Annotated in this window: 21 protein-coding genes and 1 tRNA gene; 12 read left to right on the forward strand and 10 right to left on the reverse strand. The window is 67.2% G+C overall.

Annotated features, from left to right (window positions below; genetic code table 11):
* Positions 1–60 precede the first annotated feature (60 nt).
* Positions 61–393: a hypothetical protein gene (locus OCW50_RS02735; protein WP_262296361.1), complete on the reverse strand. Its 333-nt coding sequence runs from the start codon at positions 391–393 to the stop codon at positions 61–63.
* 140 nt (positions 394–533) lie between these two features.
* Between OCW50_RS02735 and OCW50_RS02740 the strand changes: the two genes are divergently transcribed.
* A tRNA-Thr gene (locus tag OCW50_RS02740) sits at positions 534–608 on the forward strand.
* Positions 609–1,095: 487 nt separating this feature from the next.
* Positions 1,096–1,884, forward strand: coding sequence for a calcium-binding protein (locus tag OCW50_RS02745; protein ID WP_262296362.1), 789 nt, complete (start codon positions 1,096–1,098; stop codon positions 1,882–1,884).
* 144 nt (positions 1,885–2,028) lie between these two features.
* Here OCW50_RS02745 and OCW50_RS02750 read toward each other — a convergent pair whose 3' ends face one another.
* Both OCW50_RS02750 and OCW50_RS02755 read right to left on the reverse strand, forming a co-directional pair.
* Positions 2,029–2,322, reverse strand: coding sequence for a hypothetical protein (locus OCW50_RS02750; RefSeq protein ID WP_262272764.1), 294 nt, complete (start codon positions 2,320–2,322; stop codon positions 2,029–2,031).
* A 568-nt stretch (positions 2,323–2,890) separates the two neighbouring features.
* Entirely contained in the window at positions 2,891–3,064 is a 174-nt protein-coding gene (locus tag OCW50_RS02755) for a hypothetical protein (RefSeq protein ID WP_262272765.1), read from the reverse strand.
* Between the two features lie 193 nt (positions 3,065–3,257).
* Between OCW50_RS02755 and OCW50_RS02760 the strand changes: the two genes are divergently transcribed.
* Both OCW50_RS02760 and OCW50_RS02765 read left to right on the forward strand, forming a co-directional pair.
* On the forward strand, positions 3,258–4,076 hold the full coding sequence (locus OCW50_RS02760; protein ID WP_262272766.1) for a TrmH family RNA methyltransferase: 819 nt from the start codon (positions 3,258–3,260) through the stop codon (positions 4,074–4,076).
* Positions 4,077–4,148: 72 nt separating this feature from the next.
* Positions 4,149–5,129, forward strand: a complete 981-nt coding sequence (locus OCW50_RS02765) for an MBL fold metallo-hydrolase (protein WP_262296363.1) — start codon at positions 4,149–4,151, stop codon at positions 5,127–5,129.
* An 8-nt stretch (positions 5,130–5,137) separates the two neighbouring features.
* Here OCW50_RS02765 and cutA read toward each other — a convergent pair whose 3' ends face one another.
* Entirely contained in the window at positions 5,138–5,455 is a 318-nt protein-coding gene (cutA, locus tag OCW50_RS02770) for a divalent-cation tolerance protein CutA (RefSeq protein WP_262296364.1), read from the reverse strand.
* Between the two features lie 49 nt (positions 5,456–5,504).
* Between cutA and OCW50_RS02775 the strand changes: the two genes are divergently transcribed.
* From OCW50_RS02775 to OCW50_RS02785, 3 genes are read left to right on the forward strand one after another with little or no spacing between them, the layout of a single operon-like run.
* Positions 5,505–6,278, forward strand: a complete 774-nt coding sequence (locus OCW50_RS02775; protein WP_262296365.1) for an NAD kinase — start codon at positions 5,505–5,507, stop codon at positions 6,276–6,278.
* Between the two features lie 54 nt (positions 6,279–6,332).
* Positions 6,333–6,812, forward strand: a complete 480-nt coding sequence (locus OCW50_RS02780; protein ID WP_262272770.1) for a MaoC family dehydratase — start codon at positions 6,333–6,335, stop codon at positions 6,810–6,812.
* A complete protein-coding gene (locus OCW50_RS02785; RefSeq protein WP_262296366.1) occupies positions 6,812–7,684 on the forward strand; it encodes an HpcH/HpaI aldolase/citrate lyase family protein in 873 nt (290 codons plus the stop codon). Before OCW50_RS02780 ends, OCW50_RS02785 begins: the two co-directional genes overlap by 1 nt.
* An 11-nt stretch (positions 7,685–7,695) precedes the next feature.
* On the opposite strand, the gene OCW50_RS02790 is transcribed toward OCW50_RS02785, so the two are convergent.
* On the reverse strand, positions 7,696–8,598 hold the full coding sequence (locus OCW50_RS02790; protein ID WP_262296367.1) for a DMT family transporter: 903 nt from the start codon (positions 8,596–8,598) through the stop codon (positions 7,696–7,698).
* 30 nt (positions 8,599–8,628) lie between these two features.
* Positions 8,629–8,961 (reverse strand): rhodanese-like domain-containing protein, encoded by a 333-nt coding sequence (locus OCW50_RS02795; RefSeq protein ID WP_262272773.1) that lies wholly within the window; start codon positions 8,959–8,961, stop codon positions 8,629–8,631.
* 186 nt (positions 8,962–9,147) lie between these two features.
* Between OCW50_RS02795 and gcvA the strand changes: the two genes are divergently transcribed.
* Positions 9,148–10,068: a transcriptional regulator GcvA gene (gene gcvA / locus OCW50_RS02800; RefSeq protein WP_262296368.1), complete on the forward strand. Its 921-nt coding sequence runs from the start codon at positions 9,148–9,150 to the stop codon at positions 10,066–10,068.
* Positions 10,069–10,071: 3 nt separating this feature from the next.
* Here gcvA and OCW50_RS02805 read toward each other — a convergent pair whose 3' ends face one another.
* Both OCW50_RS02805 and OCW50_RS02810 read right to left on the reverse strand, forming a co-directional pair.
* Positions 10,072–10,680, reverse strand: a complete 609-nt coding sequence (locus OCW50_RS02805; protein ID WP_262272775.1) for a flavin reductase family protein — start codon at positions 10,678–10,680, stop codon at positions 10,072–10,074.
* A 60-nt stretch (positions 10,681–10,740) separates the two neighbouring features.
* A complete protein-coding gene (locus tag OCW50_RS02810; protein ID WP_262272776.1) occupies positions 10,741–11,304 on the reverse strand; it encodes a nitroreductase family protein in 564 nt (187 codons plus the stop codon).
* A gap of 304 nt (positions 11,305–11,608) precedes the next feature.
* Here OCW50_RS02810 and OCW50_RS02815 point away from each other — a divergent pair, with 304 nt between their 5' ends.
* The 3 genes from OCW50_RS02815 to OCW50_RS02825 all read left to right on the forward strand — a co-directional run bounded on the left by OCW50_RS02815 (position 11,609) and on the right by OCW50_RS02825 (position 16,553).
* A complete protein-coding gene (locus OCW50_RS02815; protein ID WP_262296369.1) occupies positions 11,609–14,041 on the forward strand; it encodes a putative glycosyltransferase family protein in 2,433 nt (810 codons plus the stop codon).
* 17 nt (positions 14,042–14,058) lie between these two features.
* On the forward strand, positions 14,059–14,940 hold the full coding sequence (locus OCW50_RS02820; protein ID WP_262296370.1) for an RgsD C-terminal domain-containing protein: 882 nt from the start codon (positions 14,059–14,061) through the stop codon (positions 14,938–14,940).
* A gap of 239 nt (positions 14,941–15,179) precedes the next feature.
* The gene (locus OCW50_RS02825; RefSeq protein ID WP_262296371.1) at positions 15,180–16,553 is read left to right on the forward strand and encodes a CBS domain-containing protein; all 1,374 of its coding nucleotides are present in this window, start codon (positions 15,180–15,182) and stop codon (positions 16,551–16,553) included.
* Positions 16,554–16,828: 275 nt separating this feature from the next.
* Here OCW50_RS02825 and thrS read toward each other — a convergent pair whose 3' ends face one another.
* Together thrS and yidD are read right to left on the reverse strand one after the other, a co-directional pair.
* A complete protein-coding gene (thrS, locus tag OCW50_RS02830; RefSeq protein ID WP_262296372.1) occupies positions 16,829–18,874 on the reverse strand; it encodes a threonine--tRNA ligase in 2,046 nt (681 codons plus the stop codon).
* 76 nt (positions 18,875–18,950) lie between these two features.
* Entirely contained in the window at positions 18,951–19,283 is a 333-nt protein-coding gene (gene yidD, locus OCW50_RS02835) for a membrane protein insertion efficiency factor YidD (protein ID WP_262272782.1), read from the reverse strand.
* A gap of 264 nt (positions 19,284–19,547) precedes the next feature.
* Here yidD and OCW50_RS02840 point away from each other — a divergent pair, with 264 nt between their 5' ends.
* Entirely contained in the window at positions 19,548–20,579 is a 1,032-nt protein-coding gene (locus OCW50_RS02840) for a radical SAM protein (RefSeq protein WP_262296373.1), read from the forward strand.
* Positions 20,580–20,705 lie beyond the last annotated feature (126 nt).

Below are 20,705 nucleotides of genomic sequence, written 5' to 3' on the forward strand. Positions count from 1 at the left end.
GACAAGGAAAGCCCCGCCTTTCGGCGGGGCTTTTCATTGGGCCCTGACAGCAGGACCGTCTCAGTAGCAGGTCGTCACCCGGCGGACGATCCAGCCCTCGCCCTCGACGAAAAGGCGCTTGCGGGAAATGTCGCAGGTTCCATTGTCCGGCGATCTCGTCTCGATGGAGGACGTGGTCTCCACGTCCTTCGCAGCGACCGGGGTCACGGGCTCCCGGGCCGATGCCACCATCTGCCGGTCGGGCGTCGCCCCGACGCCCTGACCCGCATGAGCGGCATCCGTGCGCTGCGCGGCAAGGCCGAAGCCCAATGTAACGGCCAGAACGGCCAGGATTTTCAGACCGCCGCCGAGCGGCGAAGATCGTCTACGAGCGGAAGCCCCTGAGGTCTTCATGACACCAACTCCGTCATCAGGTTTTCCAGACAATTCCAGAATTCGGGGTTGGTTTCGGTGTGCCAGGACACTTAATATTTACATTTGTGTGGAACTTGCGTCCTGCCTCCCGGACTGCTACCTGAGCACCCGTGACATCGGCCGGTGTAGCACAGCGGTAGTGCAGCGGTTTTGTAAACCGAAGGTCGGGAGTTCGATCCTCTCCACCGGCACCACATTCCTTCGACGGGTCGCAACCCCTTCAGCAATCACGGAAAATGCGCACGCCGACGGGCGTCCGGGCGTGCCTGACGGGCGCCGCCCACGACCTCGCGACCGGCCAAACGCCTTCGTGCCGCGGGCCGACGAGCGGCCGGCCGTTGCGGCATGCCGACGATCGGGTCGAAAGCGCCTCAGTTCATGACGACGCTCAGATAGACGGCGACCATCAAGGCCAGGAAGCTCAGCCTGAGCGCAGCCAGCAAGGCGAGCCAAAGCGATCTCGTGTCGTCGGCATTCATCGTCAGCCCCATCGTAACGGCCTAGGATAACGGTGGAGGAGCCGCGCTTATTCCCGTCTCGCGCAGATCGCGTCGAGGCTTCTCGCAGAATGACCTTGTCCTGCCGCACGAGGCATGGTTGCCCGGACGCGTTATTGCTGCCTTCGGTCTTTCCGATTACAGGTGGCAATCTGGATCCGACGTTGCGGATGTGGGGGCAATCATGGCGACATTCACCTGGACTGGAACCTACGGGTTTCAGCCGTACCTTTTCGATCTGAGCAACCTGGTGGGGGCTGACAGCTTCGAGCGTTCGTCGACGACGTTCAAGGCGGTCTACGGCCCGTTGAAGCGGTCCTGGGACAAGTTCGACGGGCACGGCTTCACCTACACGGCCGATGGCATTCCGTCCGGCGGGACGGTGACCGGCTACACCGGAGTCGACGGGGGACGAAAAGTCGCCTCTCTGACCGGTGTCAGCATTGCCGTCACGAAGCTCGTCGACGCGGCTTCGACCTATTCCACGGCCGACGATCTCAGAATTCTCCGTTCGGCCCTCTCGGGCCAGGACGCGATCACCGGTGGCAGGTTCGACGATTCGCTGAGCGGCTACAACGGCAACGACACGTTGACCGGAGGCGGCGGTGCCGATTGGCTGTCGGGCGGGAAGGGTGCCGACCGGTTCGTGTTCAAGTCGGTGTCCGATTCCAGAGGCTACAACAACGACGTCATCACCGACTTCTCGCGATCCCAAGGCGACAAGATCGATCTCTCGAAGATCGACGCCAAAGCCGGCCTCGCAGGCAATCAGACCTTCACGTTCATCGGCACCGCCGAGTTCTCGGGCGAGAAGGGACAGCTCCGCTACGACGTGCTCGAAAGCGAAGACGAGGACGGTCGCATCTCCTACACGTCCTATGTCGAGGCCGATGTGAACGGCGACAGCGTGGCGGATTTCGAACTCACGCTCCAGAAGGTCGGGTCGATCACCAAAAGCTATTTCATCCTTTGACCACGGCCGGGGCGCCGACGAGGCGCCCTCTCCCCATTCCGGCCTTGGAGAGACGTGCCGGATTGAACGGGAGGGGATCAGGCCTCCGGAGCAGCCCCGGTTGAACCATGGTCTTTGGGGGCCATGAGCCGGGCGGGATTCCGGCTATCCGCCACCGTTCCCGCCGGACGAACCGCCGCCGCCCTGCCCTCCGGATCCCCCTGAACTCTGACCGCCCTGCGAGCCGCCCCCGGTGCTGCCGGTGCTGCCCGGATTCCCTGAATCCGGGCTGCCGCTGCTCGAACGGCCGGGAGATCTGGTGAGGGGCTGGCAGACGCCTCCGATCTCCTGCTCGCCCTGCATGCAGTTCCGCGTCGCCGGGTCGGACTGAGCCAGGGCGGCGCCCTGTGAGCCCGCCAGGAGCAACGCCGTCAGAACCGGCAACGCCAACGCTTTCATCGTCGCATCCTCAATGGTTGAACGTTCCTGTCGACGGGTGAGCCGCGCGATAGTTTCGAAGCCGGGTGCGATTTCGGCTCTGGAAGGCTTCACATCATCGGGAGCAACGCCCTTGGAGCGCCTACCCCATCGGCGACCGTGGGAACGCCCGCCGAGGTAGTCCGAGTGCCCATGCAGGACTTCCCGCAACGGCGCCTAGGCTGCACCGTCTGAAGACGTGGTGGAGGCACCTGTGGACGTGCTCTTGCTGAACGTGATGGGCTCGGCCGCTGTCGCGTCTGCGGTTGTTGTCGCCGCGATGACGAACCGGCTCTCGAAAGAACTCGCCGGAGGGTCACGCCGCGCTCCCGCGGCGGACCCGAGGCGAGGCAACTGAATGCCTCGGCGGCGGAGGCCGCAAGCTCTCGGCCGCCACTCCCGATCCCCTTCCGTTGTGCCGGAACCGGCAGGGGACTAGCGCATCGTGCGGACCCGAACGCTGCGCCGTTCAAGGAAGTGAGCATCGGATCCGATCCCAAAAGTGGGTCCACTTTTCGCTGACGCGGCCCTCTGGGTCACGTCCGATGCTCTAGCGGACCCGCTCCTTGCCCCAATTCTCGTGAGCGGCCTGATCCGCCATCTCCTTCTCGGCTTGCGTCAGCCTGCGGCGGCGGCTGAAGACGGCCATGAAGATGCCGATCAGCAAAGGCCCGCCGATGATCACCAGGGCCCAGACCCAGCCGTCGGCAATATCCCAATCCATCGATCGTCTCCCTGCGGAGGACCGCGCCTGGCAGTCCCTGCTGTCTCGGGGGGCTAACAGGAATGCCAAGTCGTTGTTCCCGAAGTCGTTGTTCCCGAAGTCGTTGTTCCCGAACCGCCCCTCATAGGCAAAGGCGCATTCGGGGATTACACAGACGCGACAACCCGAACCGTCTTCCATCGACCGAGAACCCATGCCGATTGCCGTGACAGATCCCGACGATCCCCGCATCGAGGCCTACCGCGCCGTGCGGGAGCGCGATCTCGTGGGCCGCCAGCACCGCTTCATCGCGGAGGGGGAAGTGGTGCTGAGGCTCCTCCTGAAGCAGTCGCGCTTCCGGATCGAATCGCTCCTGCTGGCGGAGAACCGCCTGGAGAGCCTCGGCGATGCCTTGGGCCGGCTCTCCCCCGATGTCCCGGTCTATACGGCGAACCGGGCCGTGATGGACGCCGTCGTGGGCTTTCCGATCCACAGGGGCATCCTGGCCGTCGCCCACCGCGCCCCGCTGCTGCCGGTCGGAGAACTGCTTTCGCAAATGCCCGAGACTGCGCTCGTCGTGGGCCTGATCGGTCTGGCGAACCATGACAATGTCGGTGGGATCTTCCGGAATGCAGCGGCGTTCGGCGCCGCCGCAATCCTGCTCGACCCGCAGACCTGCGATCCCCTGTACCGCAAGGCCATCCGGGTGTCGGTCGGCGCCGCCCTGGCGGTTCCCTTCACGCGGGCAGCTTCCGCGGACGCCATGGTGCAGGCCCTGCAGGACGCTTCGTTCGACGTGGTCTCGCTGTCGCCGTCCGGCCGGGAGATCCTCTCCCATGTCCAGCCCTCCCGGCGGACTGCCCTGCTCCTCGGGGCCGAAGGACCCGGCCTGCCGCCGGATCTGCTGGCCCGGACCAGGACCGTATCCATCCCCATGAGCGGCGGCTTCGATTCGCTCAACGTGGCGACGACGAGCGGAATCGCCCTGCATCATCTCTCGGGAGCAGGCCGGGAGGGCGACGGTGCTCGCTGACTTGTGAAAACCCGATGCCTTGTTTCCAAGCATGGCCGTTCTAGCCTCCTGGTCCCATTCCTGGAGACGCTCATGACCATCACACGCCGCACCGTTCTGGCCAGCACCGCCCTCGCCGCCGCTCCCCTCGGCGCTCCCGCCTTGGCTCAAGCGCCCGCCCCGGCTCCGGCGCAGGGATCCGGCAGCCGCCAGGCGCCCGGCTTCTACCGCTACAAGGTCGGCGACATCGAGGTGATGGCCGTCAACGACGGGTCCGCGCCGCGTCCCCTCGAGGGCTTCATCCGCAACGCGGAACTCCCGGCCGTCCAGCAGGCCGCCCGCGAGGCGTTCCTGCCCCAGGACACGATCCAGAACACCTTCAACGGCCTCGTCGTCAGGAGCGGCGACCGGCTGACCGTGATCGATACCGGCAACGGAGACATGGGCGCACCCACGACGGGCCGCTGGATGGAGAACTTCCGTGCGGCCGGCTTCGACCCGGCGCAGGTCAACACCGTGGTCATCAGCCATTTTCACGGCGACCACATCAACGGCCTTCGCCGCAAGGACGGCACGGCCGTGTTCCCGAACGCGGAGGTCATGGTGCCGGCCGCCGAATGGGCCTTCTGGATGGACGATGCCCGCATGAACCAGGCTCCCGAGAATGCCCGAGGAGGCTTCCAGGGCGCGCGCCGGGTGTTCGGCCCCATCGCCAAGGACGTGAAGCAGTACGACATGGACAAGGAGGTCGTGCCCGGCCTGACCAGCATCGCGGCTCCGGGACACACGCCCGGCCACACGGCCTTCATGCTCTCGTCGGGATCGGGCCGCCTGCTGATCCTGTCGGACACCGCGAACCATCCGGCGCTGTTCGTGCGCAACCCGGACTGGTCGGCCATCTTCGACATGGATGCGGATCAGGCCCGGGCCACCCGCCGGAAGATGCTGGACCTCGCCGCCGCGGAGCGGGCGCAGGTGGCGTTCTATCATGCGCCTTTCCCGGCGACCGGTCACATCGCCAAGGAGGGCAACGGGTTCCGCTTCGTGCCGGTGCAGTGGAGCCCGGCCGTTTAAGGTCCGCGTCAGGACGTCTCGCCGATCAGCCACTCCAGGGTGGCTGCATCCGCGCCGGCCGGCTCGATGAAGAGCACGACGGGCGTCTCGTCGGGGTGCCTCTCCTTGAGAGCCCGATTCACCTCATCCTGAAGGCCCCGGCGGGTCTTCAGGATGGCCGCCGCCTCCTGACCCTGTTCGACGCGGCCCCTCCACGCGTAGACGGACCGCATGCCCGGCAGAACGTTGATGCAGGCGATCAGCCGGTCCCGGACGAGGCCCTCGCCGATCCGCAGGGCGGTGTCCATATCGGGAAAGGTCGTATAGACGAGAAGTGGGCGATCCATGCTATGCCTGTCCTCCGCATCCGACCGGACGCCACGAGGGTAACTGGGCATGGCCCGCCGTTTCAACAGCATCGCATTCGTCGCCAGCGCCGCGCCCGACGCCCAGAGCGCCCTGAAGACCCTGCAGGCCCGCTACGCCAACGTGTTGCCCGAAGAGGCCGACGCCATCGTGGCGCTCGGCGGCGACGGCCTGATGCTCCAGAGCCTGCACCGCTTCATGGGCACGGGAAAGCCCATCTACGGCATGAACAAGGGCACGGTCGGCTTCCTGATGAACGACTATCGGGAGGAAGACCTGTTCGAGCGCCTGGACGAGGCCGAGCGCAGCGTGGTGCATCCCCTCCTGATGGTGGCCTGGGACGTGCACGGGGTGGCCCACACGGCCCGCGCCATCAACGAAGTCTCGATGCTGCGGCAGACCTATCAGGCGGGAAAGCTGCGCGTGAGCGTCGATTCCCATGTGCGCATCGCGGAGCTCATCGCCGACGGCATCCTGGTGTCGACGCCGGCCGGCTCGACCGCCTACAATCTTTCGGTCGGCGGGACGATCCTGCCGCTCAATGCGCCCCTGCTGGCCCTGACCCCGATCTCCGCCTTCCGGCCCCGCCGCTGGCGCGGCGCCCTTCTGCCGGACCACGCCAAGATCCAGATCGAGGTTCTGGAATCCGAGAACCGTCCGGTCAGCGCGGTGGCCGACCATACGGAGTTCCGCAATGTCTCCCACGTGCATGTCTCCATGGATCGCAGCGTCGATCTCGTGATGCTGCACGATCCCGGCCACAGCCTGGACGAGCGGATCCTGCGGGAACAGTTCGGCTATTGATGACCGTCAAGGCATGGGTTTCAACATGCCGTTCAAAACGATGAGGACACCGTCATGAACGATGAGACCAGACACCCGAGGGGCGGCCTCTATTTCGAGGATTTTTCCGTCGGCACCACCATCCGGCACCGGCTGACCCGGACGGTGACGCAGATGGACAACATGCTGTTCTCCAACATGACCCTGAACCCGCAGCCGCTCCACATCGATGCGCATTTCTGCGCCACCGAGACGGAATGGGGCAAGCCGCTCATGAACTCCCTGTTCACCCTGGGTCTCCTGATCGGCATCTCGGTCAACGACACCACGGTGGGCACCACCATCGCCAATCTCGGCATGACCGACGTGACGTTCCCCGCCCCGGTCTTCGAAGGCGACACGATCAGCGCGACGACCGAGATCGTCGCCAAGCGCGAATCGAAGTCGCGCCCGGATGCCGGCATCGTCGAGTTCGTCCACCGCGCCTACAAGCAGGACGGCACGCTGGTGGCCCAATGCCGCCGGCAGGCCTTCATGCGCAAGAGGAGCGCCTGATGCGCTCCCTGCTCTTCGTGCCGGGCGACAGCCTGAAGAAGCTCGAGAAAGGCATGGGCTCCGGGGCCGACGTGCTCCTCATCGACCTGGAGGATTCGGTTGCCCTTGATGCCAAGGAGGAGGCCCGCCGCATCACCGCCGCGTTTCTCTCCGAGCGGGGACGGGACGGAGACCGCCCCCGCCTGTTCGTCCGCGTCAACGGCCTGACCACCGGCCTCATCGATGCGGATCTCGACGGCGTGATGCGCTCCGCTCCCGATGGCATCGTGCTGCCCAAGACGGTCGGCGGAGCGGACGTGGCGCATCTCGGCGCCAAGCTGGCGGTGCGCGAGGCGGAGTTCGGCCTGGAGGACGGCGCGACCCGCATCCTGGCCATCGGCACGGAGACGGCCGCCGGCGTCTTCGCGCTCGGCACCTTCGCGGGCTCGAGCCATCGCCTGACGGGCCTGACCTGGGGCGGCGAGGACCTGTCGGCCGATCTCGGCGCCGAGACGAACCGGACGGAGGACGGCGCCTATACCGACCCGTACCGGCTCGCGCGCTCCCTCACCCTCCTGGGCGCCGCCGCCGCAGGGGTCGACCCGATCGATTCCGTCTTCACCAACTTCCGCGACGCGGCCGGTCTCGAGGCCGAGTGCCGGACGGCCCGGCGCGACGGTTTCGTCGCCAAGATGGCGATCCATCCGGCGCAAGTTCCCGTGATCAACCAGGCCTTCACGCCTGCGCCCGAGGCGATCGCGCGGGCACAGGCGGTGATCGATGCCTTCCGGACCCATCCGGGGGCCGGCGTCGTCGGGGTCGACGGCGAGATGCTCGACCGCCCGCATCTCCTGCGGGCCGAGCGTCTCCTGAAGCGCGCCGGCCGGCTCTGACGCGGGCTGCGCTACGCGGCCAGCCGCACCTTGGTCCGGGACAGGCGCGATGGCCGGAAGGTCACGAGGGCCAGGCTCAGAAGGATCAGCCCCGAGCCGAGCACCTCGACGGATCGCACGGGCTCCCCGAGCCATGTGACGGCGAGCGCCTGCGACACGAGCGGAACCGCATAAAGCGCCACCGCGGCGCGCCCGGCGGGCAACCGCGAGAGAGCATGGGCCCACAGGGCGTTCGCGAGCGCGCCGGGCATCAGCCCCAGATAGAGGAGGCAGGCCCATCCTTGCGTTGAAAGCCCCGCCAGCCTGTGAAACGGGAACCCGGACACCAGCCCGAGAGCAAGACTTCCCGAAAGCATCATCAGCGCGGCCACCTTCGTCGGTTCATGCCGCGCGAGAACCGGCTTCTGGAGGATGAAGGAAGCGGCGTGCGATGCAGCGGCCAGAAGCACGACGAGAGCCGCTCCGTTCCATCGCACATCGGTCAGGCGAAGCTCCGCCGCCCCCTCGGACGCAATGCAGGCAACCCCGGTGAATCCAACCGCCACGCCGATCCAGGCGAGGCGTCCCAGGCACTCGCCGAAAACGAGCGCCGAGCCGAGGATCGTGAGAGGGGTGCCGAACTCGATGATGAAGCTCGCAGGCCCCGCCCCGATTCGGGAAAGACCGAAGTTCAACGCCGTCGCATAGACCCCGACGCCGAGGATTCCAGCAGGCAGGATCAGGGCGCAATCCCGCGCGGAAAAGCTTAGTCTGGTCCGCAACAGCATGGGCGCCACCGCCGCGGACGCGATCGCGAAGCGGAGGAAGGCGAGTTCCATCGGGCTCATCTCCGTCAGAGCCGTCCGCGTGACGGGAAAAGACGACCCCCACATGATCACAGTGGCCGCGATGGCGACGAGGGTCGTCTTTGGCATGGCCGGCCTCAATCCGAAGGCGAAATCGGATCAGTGCTTGCCGTCGGTGGGCAGGCCGGAATCGATCCAGTCCTTCTTGCCTTCGACGTAGACCTGCACGTCCCGATAGCCCAGCTCGGAGAGGCGCTGGGCCGCGATGTGCGAGTTCTGGCAGGTGGCGCTGGCGCAATAGACCACCACGGTCGCGTCCTTCCGCGGGAGAGCGGAGGCCGCCAGCTGATCCACCTGGTCGTGCGGCATGTTGATGGCGCCGGGAAGATGGGAGTGGCTGAAGTACTTCTCGGGCAGGGCCTCGACCAGGATCGGCCGGTCCTTGCTCAGCAGCCTGCGGAGAAGCTCGGTGCGGGAAATGGGGTTCGTCATGATCTGGTCCTCTGGTTGTGACGGGCCCACGCCACGTCGGCCTTCAGGGAAGATCAGCGCCCGCCTGATGACAAACGACAAAACGGGCGTAATATGTTACTCAATATCACAAGTGAGACCTGCTCACGCGCGCGAAACGGTAGGAACTGCAATGTCTTACAAGGCGCCGCCTGGAAACGCCCCACGATGAAGGCGCGCAAACTCCCGTCCCTGACGGCCCTGCGCGCCTTCGAGGCGGCCGCTCGCCTCATGAGCTTCAGCCGGGCCGCAGACGAGCTGAACGTCACCCATAGCGCGGTCAGCCGCCAGATCCGGGAGCTCGAGATCTTCATCGGCCGTCCGCTCTTTCACCGGTCGACCCGCCGGGTCGAGCTGACCGCCGCCGGCGCGCGCTACGCCGGCGTGCTGCACAGGTCCTTCGACGAGATGGCGGCTGCCACCCAGGACGCCCAGGAGCGGGACCGGGCCGCCCCACTCGTCATCAGCACCATGGATTCCTTTGCCATCAAGTGGCTGATTCCGCGCCTGTCGCGCTTTCAGGACGCGCACCCGGAGATCGGCGTCAGGATCCGGACGTCGGATGAGCTCGTCGACTTCTGGCGCGGGGATGTGGACCTGGCGATCCGATACGGTACCGGCCGCTACCCGCGCTGCGTCTCGACCCTGCTGATGGGCGAGGAGGTCATCGCGATCTGCAGCCCGGCTCTGGTCGAAGGAGACCATCCGCTCCGGACCCCGGACGATCTCGTGCATCACAGGCTGCTCCATAACGAGCGGCACGACTGGCTCCGGTGGCTCGAGCGCGCCGGGGCGACGTCCGTCGCGGCGAATGGAGGGGTCACGATGGCGCACTCGCTCCTGGTGATCGAGGCTGCCATCCGGGGCGACGGGGTCGGGCTGACGCGGCGCGCCCTCGTGGAGGACGACCTTCGGGCCGGGCGTCTCGTCAATCCTTTCGGGATCGGCGTCCAGGTGAGCGCATCCTACTACATCGTCACGCCCAAGGAATCAGCCGCCGACGCGCGGATCAAGGCCTTCACGGCCTGGGCCAGGCGGGAAGCCCGACAGTCCGTGCGCTCCGGCGCAGCCTTTGTCCCGCCGGCCTGAACGTCACCCGCCCGGACGGGTGATCGAGAACTTGGTCTCGGGCGTCGCCACGAAGTAGTCCCTGTAGCCCGAGCGGGCGATGGGGCGCATGGCGGCGGTGTCGACGAGGCCGTTCACGATGTAGCGGTCGTCGATGTGGATGCCCACCACCTGGCCAATGACGAGGTAATAGGACGGATCGCCGCCCCCGAGCGGGTTGAGCGGCACCGTCTGGAGCCATCGGCACTCGAGAGCCGCCAGGGCGTCGGCCACCCGGGGCGGCTTCACCAGCCGGGAGGGCGCGGCTTGCAGCCCGGCATGGTCCATCTCGTTCTCGCCGCGCGGCAGGACCGCGGAGGTCAGGTTCATCTGCTCGCGCAGGTCGTAGGTCGCCAGGTTGCAGACGAACTCGCCGGTCTCCTCGATGAAGGTGAGCGCGTCCTTCTTGCCCGCCGAGGAGAACGCCACCATGGGCGGCCGCTCGGACACGGCGTTGAAGAACGAATAGGGCGACAGATTGACCTCCCCGTTCGCGCTCATGGCGGTGATCCAGCCGATGGGACGGGGCGTCACAATGGCCTTGAACGGGTCGTGCGGAAGGCCGTGGGCGTTGGTCGAGGTTTCGTAGAACATGTGGAGCAATTCCCGGCGAAGTGGTCACCGGTCCGCCGCAGGGCGACGAACGAGCGTTGATCAGAACCGCGTGACGACGGCGGAGAGTTCGGGCCTCTCGCGATCGGGCGGGGTTTCCTTGGCGGTCCCGATATGGACGAAACCGGCGATCCGCTCGTCGGGCGTCAGGCCGAGGGCGTCCAGGACCCGCCGGTCGAAGGCGGCCCAGCCGGTGAGCCAGGAGGCGCCGTAGCCGAGGGCGGTCGCCCCGGTGAGAAGGTTCATGCAGACCGCACCGGCCGAGAGAACCTGCTCCCAGTCGGGGATCTTCACATGCGGCGCCACGCGGGACACCACCGCGACGACGAGGGGCGCCTGCGTGAAGCGTTCCCGCTCGACGGCGATCTGCTCGGCGCCGGCGTCCGGGTTGTCCGCCTGGAAGGCCGCCGCCAGGATCTCCCCGAGCCGTGCCCTGGCCTCGCCCTGGATCAGGATGAACCGCCAGGGAACCAGCTTGCCGTGGTCCGGCACCCGGGAGGCGACCGTCAGGAGGGTCTCCACCTCCCGGTCGTCCGGACCCGGCCCGCCCAGCCAGCGCGGGGGCACGGAGCGGCGCTGCAGGAGTCGGGAGAGGCACTCATTCATGGGATCTTCATCCGGCTTCGATAATGTGGAACAATGAAGATGGACGCCCTCGAAGGCTGCGGACCCGGCAGGCCCCGGCTTGCCATCGTGTCGCCGTCTTGCTGCGCTTGAGGAGGCGCGGGCGTCCGAACGACACGCCGCTGCACAAAAGAAACAGCAGCGGATGTATAGGGGGAGTGCGGTCAGACGCCAAGCAGGTTTCAGCCCGTGACGGAGCCGGCGGCATGCATCAGGCAGGCCGAGGGCGGGTCCCATGGCAGAAGGTGAGTTGGCGCAGCGCCGCCTGAGTGCAATGCAAACATCGATGACCGGACCGGACAGTCCTCCTTCTCCGACAGCCTGGACCCAGCGCCAGGCTCTGATCGCCTTGGCGCTCATCCTGGCCGCCTGGGCCGTGGCGGCCGCCATCTGGCCCCTGACGGGAACGGTCGTCCCGTGGGACTCCAAGAACCAGTTCTACCCGACCCTGCGCTATCTCGGCAGCGCCCTGGCCCATGGGGAATTACCCTTGTGGAACCCCTACCATTTCGGCGGGCATCCGTCGGCGGCCGATCCCCAGTCCCTCCTCTTCACGCCCACCATGCTGCTGTTCGGATGGCTCGTCCCCGAACCGTCCATGGAGCTCTTCGACGGGGTCGTGTTCGCCCATTTCCTCCCCGGCGCCCTGGCCTTCGTGCCCCTGTTCCGCCGGCGGGGCTGGCACCCGGCGGGCGCCGTGGCGGCGGCTCTCGTGTTCATGCTCGGCGGCTCCGCGACGGCCCGGCTCCAGCACACGGGCATGATCTTCAGCTACGGCTTCTTTCCCCTCTCCTTCTGGCTGCTGGAGGAAGCCCTCGACCGCCGCTCCTACGTCTATGGCCTCCTGTTCGCCTTGAGCGCCGCCATGATGGTCATCGGCCGGGATCAGGTCGCCTTCCTCTGCGCGCTCACCCTCATCGGCCTGGCCGCGCAGCGGATCTGGGCCGCGCCGCATTCCCTCGCCTATCTCCGGTCCCGGCTGGGGCTCCTCGTCCTCATGGGCCTGGTCGGCGGCGCGCTCCTCGCCGTGCCGGTCGTGCTGACGATGCAGTTCCTCGCCACGTCGACACGTCCGTCCTTCGGCTTCGGGGTCGCGGCCATGGGGTCCCTGCCCCCCGAAAGCCTGGCGACGATCCTGTTCGGCAATGTCTTCGGGTCCCTGCGCTGGACCTACGACTACTGGGGACCGGACTGGCACAGCCTGTCCGAGGGCACCTGGACCGACCGGGCCACCAATTACCTGTTCGTCGGCACGATCCCGGCGCTCCTCCTCCTGTGGCACGGGATCGCGGGCGGGCGCCTGTTCGCGCGCGAATTCCGCTTCTTCCTGATCGTCGGCTTCGCAGCCCTGCTCTATGCCCTCGGGCGCTATACGCCGGGCTTCGAGGTCATCTTCGATCACATGCCGGGGGTGAACCTCTACCGCAGGCCCGCGGACGCCACCTTCCTCATCAACATCGCCCTGGCCTTCGCGGCCGGCTACCTCGTCCACCGCTATGCCACGGACGGTCTCCCGCGCTGGAACCGGGCGTCGCTCGGACGGCTCTGGGCCGTCCTGCCGCTCCTGGCCCTGGGCCTCCTCGTCGCGGCCATCGCGAGCGCCCTGGCCTTCGCCATCAAGGGAGGCCATGTCTCCCCGGCGGTGGCCGAGATCGCCGCGAGCCTCGCCGTGGCGGCCTTGGCCGTTGCCGCGATCACCCGGGCCAGCGGGTCCGCGGCCGCCCGCGGCGCCATGGCTCTCGTGCTGGTGACCCTGACGGGCGCGGAGCTCATCGCCCGCCATGCGGCCTCGGCCCTGAACGCGGAGCCGGCCGAGCGCTACACGGTGTTCACGAAGCTGCCGCCCGAGCAGTTGCAGGGCCTGCAGATCCTCAAGCGGGAGCTCGCCGAGCGCCATGCGCAGGGTGAATACCCCCGCGTCGAGATTCTCGGCCTGAAGGGGGCCTGGCAGAACGCCTCCATGGTTCTCGGAATCGAGGACATCATCGGGTACAACCCGCTGCGGCTGGCCGATTACGAGCGGGCCATCGGCCCCGGCGAGAACGCGGAGGACCCCAACCTGCGCCGGTTCCCGACGAGCTTCCGCGGCTACAAGTGCCAGCTCGCGAGCCTGCTCGGGCTCGACTACATCGTGCTCGACCGGCCAGTGGAGAAGCTGCCGCGCCACTTCCCGCGCCTGACCGGGGCGGAGGTCGTGTATGGAACCGGCCGGATGTGGATCTATCGGCTCAACACCTCCGTGCCGCGCGCCTACGTGGCGCAGCATGTGACGCCCGTGGATTCGGAAGCCGTGCTGGGCCAGGAGGAGCTGCCGGAGTTCAACCGCGAGACCGAAGCGCTCATCGACGACGACAGCATGTCCCTGGTCAAAGGATCCTACGCACCGGCGGGTGCGGCCCGCGACAGGGCCAAGGGAGAGGCGCGCATCGTCAGCTACCAGCGCAACTCGGTCACGCTCGATGTGGAGAGCAGCGAGAACGGCATCCTGGTGCTGCACGACATCCATTATCCGGGCTGGGAGGCCTGGGTCGACGGCGAGCGCCGGCCGGTCCTGCGGGCCAATCTCCTGTTCCGGGGCGTCGAGATCGGTCCCGGTCGGCACCGGGTCGAGTTCCATTTCCGGCCGATGTCGCTCGAGAATCTGGTTGCCGCGGCGGCCGATTTGGTCAAAAGCGACGAGGCGCCGATCCGGACGGCAATCGCCTCGCCGCTCGAATGAAAGCCCTTTTTCGATCGATGAACCTGTTCGTGAAACAGCCCTTTTGGATTCTCGGCCTGCTCGGCCTTATGGCGGCCGGCTCCGCTTCGGCTCAGTCGCCGTCGGTGCCGTCCATGTCCCAGAGCCTGCCCCAGATCCAGGTCGGGCAGGTCACCCTGAATGCCGGCGCGACCTTTGCCGGCAGCAACGAGCCGATCCGGTCGGGCCTCGTCTGGCGGATCTTCGAGGATCGCGGCGACGCGTCCCAGCCCACCATCGTCGCCCGCTCCACGAGCCCGACCCCGAGCTTCACCCTCTCGCCCGGCAACTACATCATCCACGTGGCGTACGGCTTCGCGAGCGCCTCGAAGCGCATCAGCGTGCAGCGGGGCAACCTCAATGAGCGGCTGGCCATCAATGCGGGGGCGCTCCAGCTCAAGGGCGCGGTGAGCGGGAACCCCATCGCGCCCAACCGGGTCACCTTCTCGGTCTACGTGCCGGAGGCGCAGAACTCCGAAGGCCGCCTCGTGATCGCCGACGCCAAGGCGAACGACATGATCCGCCTGCCCGAGGGCACGTATCACGTGGTGTCCACCTACGGCGACGCCAATGCCATCATGCGCAGCGACCTGAAGGTGGAATCCGGGCGCGTCACCGAGGCGACCCTCAACCACCGGGCCGCCACGGTGATCCTGAAGCTGGTCGGTTCGGCCGGCGGCGAGGCCTTCGCCGGCACGGCCTTCAGCGTGCTCACCCCGGGCGGCGACGTGATCCGCGAAGCGATCGGAGCCTTTCCGTCGGTCACCCTGGCGGAGGGCGAGTACGTGCTGATCGCGCGCCACGAGGGCAAGGTCTATACCCGCGAGTTCAAGATCGAGAGCGGGCTCGACCGGGACGTCGAGATCATCGCCACCCCCTGAACCCGCTGAACCTTTCCGCCCCGGCGGCATTGACCGAGGGTGACGCATCGTGCGGAAAAGTGGATCCGGTTTTCACTTGCGTGGCCCTTCGGGTCCGCACCGGACGATGCGCTGCTTGAAATTGAAGCATCGGATTGATCCCAAAAGTGCAATCCACTTTTGGGACCGATGCCTTGTCACCGGTCGCGCCGCTCATGAGCCTGAACTCCCAAGGCGTGATCTTGCTGGAGAGGAAGCTCATGAAAATCGCAGAGATCATGACCCGCAACGTGCGCGTGGTGAGTCCGGACCGGACCATCCAGGAAGCGGCGCGCCTCATGGACGAAATGAATGTCGGCGTCCTGCCCGTCTGCGACGGACGACGGCTGCGCGGCATGGTGACGGACCGGGACATCACCGTCCGGGCGACCGCCGCAGGCCTGCCTCCCGACACCACCCGCGTGCGGGACATCATGTCGGACAATGTCTGGTGGTGCTTCGACGACGATGACGTCAACCACATCGTGGAGCTGATGAGCGACCATCAGATCCGCCGCCTGCCGGTGGTGGATCGCGACAAGCATCTCGTCGGCATCGTGGCGCTGGGCGATCTCGCGTCCGATCGGGAGGGCGACGCTTCCCGGGCTCTGCACCGCATCTCCACGCCGTCGGAGCCCGACCGCTCGGGTACGCCGACATCGTCGCGGGCGGACCAGACCCGCGGCGGCGGAGAAGCGCGCCTGACCGGCGACGAGCGGCGCGAGCTCGACCGGCGCCTCAGAAGCGACGACGACGACTGGCGTCATCGCCCGCACGACTACCATGACGATCGGCGCGGCCGCGACGAACGCTCGCGCAACGCCGGCCGCGAGCCGTTCCGCTTCCGCGAGGAGGACGACGTGCGCGCCGCCTTCGGGAGCTTCGGCTATCCCGGCGAGGAGAATGCCCGCAACGCCCGCATGCGCGGGGGCTTCGGAGGCGACGGCTATCAGGGCTACGGCGACGAATATGCCGGCCGCGGCTCGGCTGGCCGGGGCTACCATCCCAAGCGCTTCGGCGCCTCTACCATCACGGGCGAGCGCGCCCGCCCCGGCGACGACAGCAGCGAGGACGATCGCCGCATGCAGGATCGCGAGCGCACCTGGAGCCTGGTGAACGAGCGCCGGGATCACAGCAATTACGGCATGGGTCCGGGCAACACCCGCTTCGGCAACGACGCGACCGCGAGCCGCGGCGAGGTCCGCCGGGGCGAGCATCAGGGCCGCGGCCCGAAAGGCTACCAGCGCTCGGACGATCGCATCCGGGAGGACATCAGCGAGCGCCTGACCGACGACGCCATGATCGACGCCTCGGAGATCGAGGTTCAGGTCCAGAACCGTGAGGTCATCCTGACGGGCACTGTCCGCGACCGCAACGAGAAGCGGCGTGCCGAGGATCTCGCCGAATCCGTGTCCGGCGTCAGCCATGTGCAGAACAACCTGCGGGTCGGCCAGCGGCAGGGAACCCATGCCACCGGGACGGAAGCCGGCGACGCGGGCGCGGCCACGAGCAACCCGGGCGTGGGCACCGCCGGCACCACGGCCGGCACGGCGCCCGGCGGCCGCACCACGGGCCGTCAGCGGCAGACCACGTGATCTGCCGCGGCAACCGTCGCGCTTTTCCGCATCGGGATGGCCGGCGAGAGGCGGCTGATGACCGGCCGGCCATGATGTGTGGAGGCTATCATCACCCGCTCACACCACCCTCCACGTCATCACCGGGCTCGTCCCGGTGATCCGGATGCGAGAGGCGCTGCACCTGACCTGATCGAGATGGTGGGACGGGCCCTCGGGACGACGTCGATCGCCGGAAAAGAGAAAGGCGGCGCCTCCTGCGGGAAGCGCCGCCTTTGTCATGCAGGCGATCAGTCTTAAGCGATCGTCCGCTCGACCACGTGATGCCCGTCGAGGGTCACGTGTCCTTCCGGCTCGGTGACGGCTTCGGCCGCCTGTCTGCGGTCCGGCGTGACGGCCTCGGCGGCGAGAACCTTCAGGGCCTCGTCGAGGGTCAGGGTCTGCTGGTTCGGGCTCCCCAGGCGGCGGATCGAGACCGTGCGCTCGGCCGCCTCCTTGCGGCCGACCACGAGAAGCACCGGCACCTTCACGAGCGAGTGCTCGCGGACCTTGTAGTTGATCTTCTCGTTGCGCAGGTCCGCCTCGACCCGAAGGCCTGCGGCCTCGGCGGCGCGCACCACCTCCATGGCGTATTCGTCGCCCTCGGACGTGATGGTGGCGACCACCGCCTGCACGGGCGCGAGCCAGAGCGGGAAGTGGCCCGCATAGCTTTCGATCAGGATCCCGAGGAACCGTTCGAGGGAGCCGCAGATCGCCCGGTGCACCATCACGGGCTGCTTCTTCTCGCCGTCGGGAGCGATGTAGAAGGCGCCGAACCGCTCAGGCAGGTTGAAATCCACCTGCGTGGTTCCGCACTGCCAGTCACGCCCGATGGCATCCCTCAGGGTGTACTCGAACTTCGGGCCGTAGAACGTTCCCTCGCCCTCGTTCACGCCGGTCTTGATCCGGCCGCCGGACTCCTTCGCCATCCGGTCGAGGACGCGCCGCAGGATTCCCTCCGCATGATCCCACATGGCGTCGGTGCCGACGCGCTTCTCGGGCCGTGTGGCCAGCTTCACCACCACTTCCTCGAAGCCGAAGTCCCGATAGACGGACAGCATGAGGTCGTTGATCTTGAGGCATTCCGCCTCGAGCTGCTCCTCGGTGCAGAAGATATGGGCGTCGTCCTGGGTGAAGCCGCGCACGCGCATCAGCCCGTGCAGGGCGCCGGACGCCTCGTAGCGGTGAACCGCGCCGAACTCGGCCAGCCGCACCGGCAGGTCCCGGTACGATTTCAGGCCGTGCTTGAAGATCTGGACATGGCCCGGGCAGTTCATGGGCTTCAACGCGAAGACGCGCTGATCCGCCTCCGGATCGTTCGGCCGCAGGAAGGCCGAGGCCGATTTCACGGCGAACATGTTGTCCGAGTACCAGCCCCAGTGGCCCGAGGTCTCCCACAGGGACTTGTCCAGGATCTGCGGCGCGTTGACCTCCTTGTAGGTGCCCTTCAGGCGGCGGCGCATGTAGGAGATCAGCTCCTGGAACACCGTCCAGCCCTTCGGGTGCCAGAACACGACGCCCGGCCCCTCCTCCTGGAAATGGAACAGGTCCATCTCGCGGCCCAGCCGCCGGTGGTCGCGCTTCTCGGCCTCCTCGAGCTGGCGGATATAGGCGTCGAGATCCTCCTGGTTCGCCCAGGCGGTCGCGTAGATGCGGGTCAGCATGGCGTTGTTCGAGTCGCCGCGCCAATAGGCGCCCGCCACCTTCATGAGCTTGAAGGCGTTGCCGATCTTGCCCGTCGAGGTCATGTGCGGGCCGCGGCACAGGTCGAACCAGTCGCCCTGGGCGTAGATCTTGAGATCCTGGCCTTCCGGGATCGCGTCGATGAGCTCGATCTTGTAGGTCTCGCCCTTGTCCCTGAAGACCTGCCGGGCCTTGTCGCGGCTCCAGACCTCCTTGGTGAAGGGTTTGTCGCGCGCGATGATCTCGCGCATCTTCGCCTCGATGGCCGGGAAGTCCTCGGGCGTGAAGGGCTCGTTGCGGGCGAAGTCGTAGTAGAAGCCGTTCTCGATCACCGGCCCGATGGTGACCTGCGTGCCGGGGAACAGCTCCTGCACGGCCTCGGCGAGCACGTGCGCGGCATCGTGCCGGATCAGCTCCAGGGCGCGCGGGTCCTCGCGGTTCAGAAACTCGATCTTGGCGTCCCGGGTGATCGGATCGGCGAGATCGGCGACCGTGCCGTCGAGCGCCATGGCGACGGTGCGCTTGGCGAGCGACTTGGCGATGCCTTCCACGATCTCCCGGCCGGTGACGCCGGATTCATACTGGCGCTGGGCGCCATCGGGGAATGTCAGGGTAATCATCGGATGGTTCTCCTGGCTCACTCCTGCCAACGGAGCAGGTAAGCGGGGGCCGACGGGGCGTTGAGAGGGAGCGAGCTCAGCCGCCGTCAGGTTCGACTGAATCGCAGGTGATCGCCGAGGCGGCTCGAGGCGCGTTGACGCCCCGCCAGCGACCATAGGCCCAGGGCTTATACCAGGCCGCGCCGTCGGGCAATGTTTCAGGCACCAGGTCGATCCCGTGGGTGCCGAAGGGGCCGCAGCGGCAGATGCGGGCGAGCCCCATCCAGCCGCCCGGCCAGAAGCCGTGCCGCTGGATCGCCTCGTCGGTATAGTCGGAGCAGGACGGCAGGTGACGGCACTGGCGGCCGATCAGGCCGGAGAGCGTCAGCTGATAACCCCGGATCGCCACGTGGGCGGCCCGGCGGGGCAAGCGCTTCGCCGCTGTCTCAAAAGCCCTGATTCCCACGCCCGTTCCTCGGCCCGACATCATTTTACGTAACTGAGTTACACACCTTCATACAGGTGACTCTACGGCATTCTCGCATGAGTACAACCTAGGATTTGATCGTTATATCATGCCGCCAGGCGAAGACTCAACCACCGCGCAGTAGCATCTATATAACGTGTGAAAGATACTTCATTTCGTTGCCCTTCCTTCCATTTGAGCCGCCGGGCATCCTTCGGAGCGCAAATAATGACTGTCAAAATCAGGAAATTCATCTGGAACATTACCTATAACTGCCCTCTCAAGTGCGGGCATTGCTATTCGGAGTCCGGCCGCCGGCCGGCCCGCACGCTGGACCGGGCCGCGGCCATGCAGGTCGTCGACGTGATGCTCGGCGCGCAGGCCGAGAACGTGATGTTCAGCGGTGGCGAACCCATGTCCGTCCCCTGGGCGGTCGAGGCCATGAAACGCCTCCATGATGCCGGCATCGAGGTGACCTTGTTCACGACCGGCTGGTCGATGAAGGAGAGGTCCGCCGCCGCGCTGGCTGATGCGGTCTCGGGCGTGGCCGTGAGCGTCGACGGCGCCGACGCGGCCATCCACGATGCCGTGCGCGAGCGCGCCGGCGCCTTCGAGCGCGGCATGAGAGCGCTGGACATCCTGCACCGGGTCAAGGATGAACGCAGGGCCGCCGGCCAGGCATGCTACACGCTGGGGATCGACTACACCCTGACCCGCCCGGGCGCCGCGGAGGCGGATCTGGAGCGCTTCGTCGATGCGGCCGTCGAGCGCTTCCCGAGGCTCGACTTCATCCGCTTCGGCGCCGTCATCCCGTCCGGCCTGGCGGCCGAGCGGGCCTTCGAGACGAGCGGGCTCCTCACCATCGACGAGCTGGTCGGCATGATCGATGTCGGTCGGCGCTTCGCTGCCCGCCACGACGGCGGTCCCCGCATCACGGTGACGGACGTTCGCTATTTCCTGCCCCGTCCCGGCTCGAGCGTCGTCGACCTCGACATTCTGCAGATCGAGCCCGATGGCGGGCTGCGGGCCTTCCCGATCTACGAGGCGAAGATCGGCAACGTCCTTCACGAGCCGCTGGACGTCCTCTGGCCGCGGGCGCAGGCCTGGCGCGCCGACCCCTTCGTGGCCGAGCAGATGGACAAGGTCAGGACCATGGCCGACTGGGCCGACACGACCCGGACCCTGGACCGGCGCTACGGCTCCGCGGACGACCGGGCTCGAATCGCGCGGCGCGGCCCGGCGACGGCGGTGCCCGCCTAGCGCATCGTGCGGACCCAGAGGGCCGCGTCAGCGAAAAGTGGACCCGGTATTCGCTGACGCGGCCCTTCGGGTCACGAGCGTGGCCCTTCGGGTCGCTTGCGCGGCCCGCTGGGTCCGCTCCGAACG

Source organism: Microvirga sesbaniae, assembly GCF_025460805.1.
Taxonomy (GTDB): domain Bacteria; phylum Pseudomonadota; class Alphaproteobacteria; order Rhizobiales; family Beijerinckiaceae; genus Microvirga; species Microvirga sesbaniae.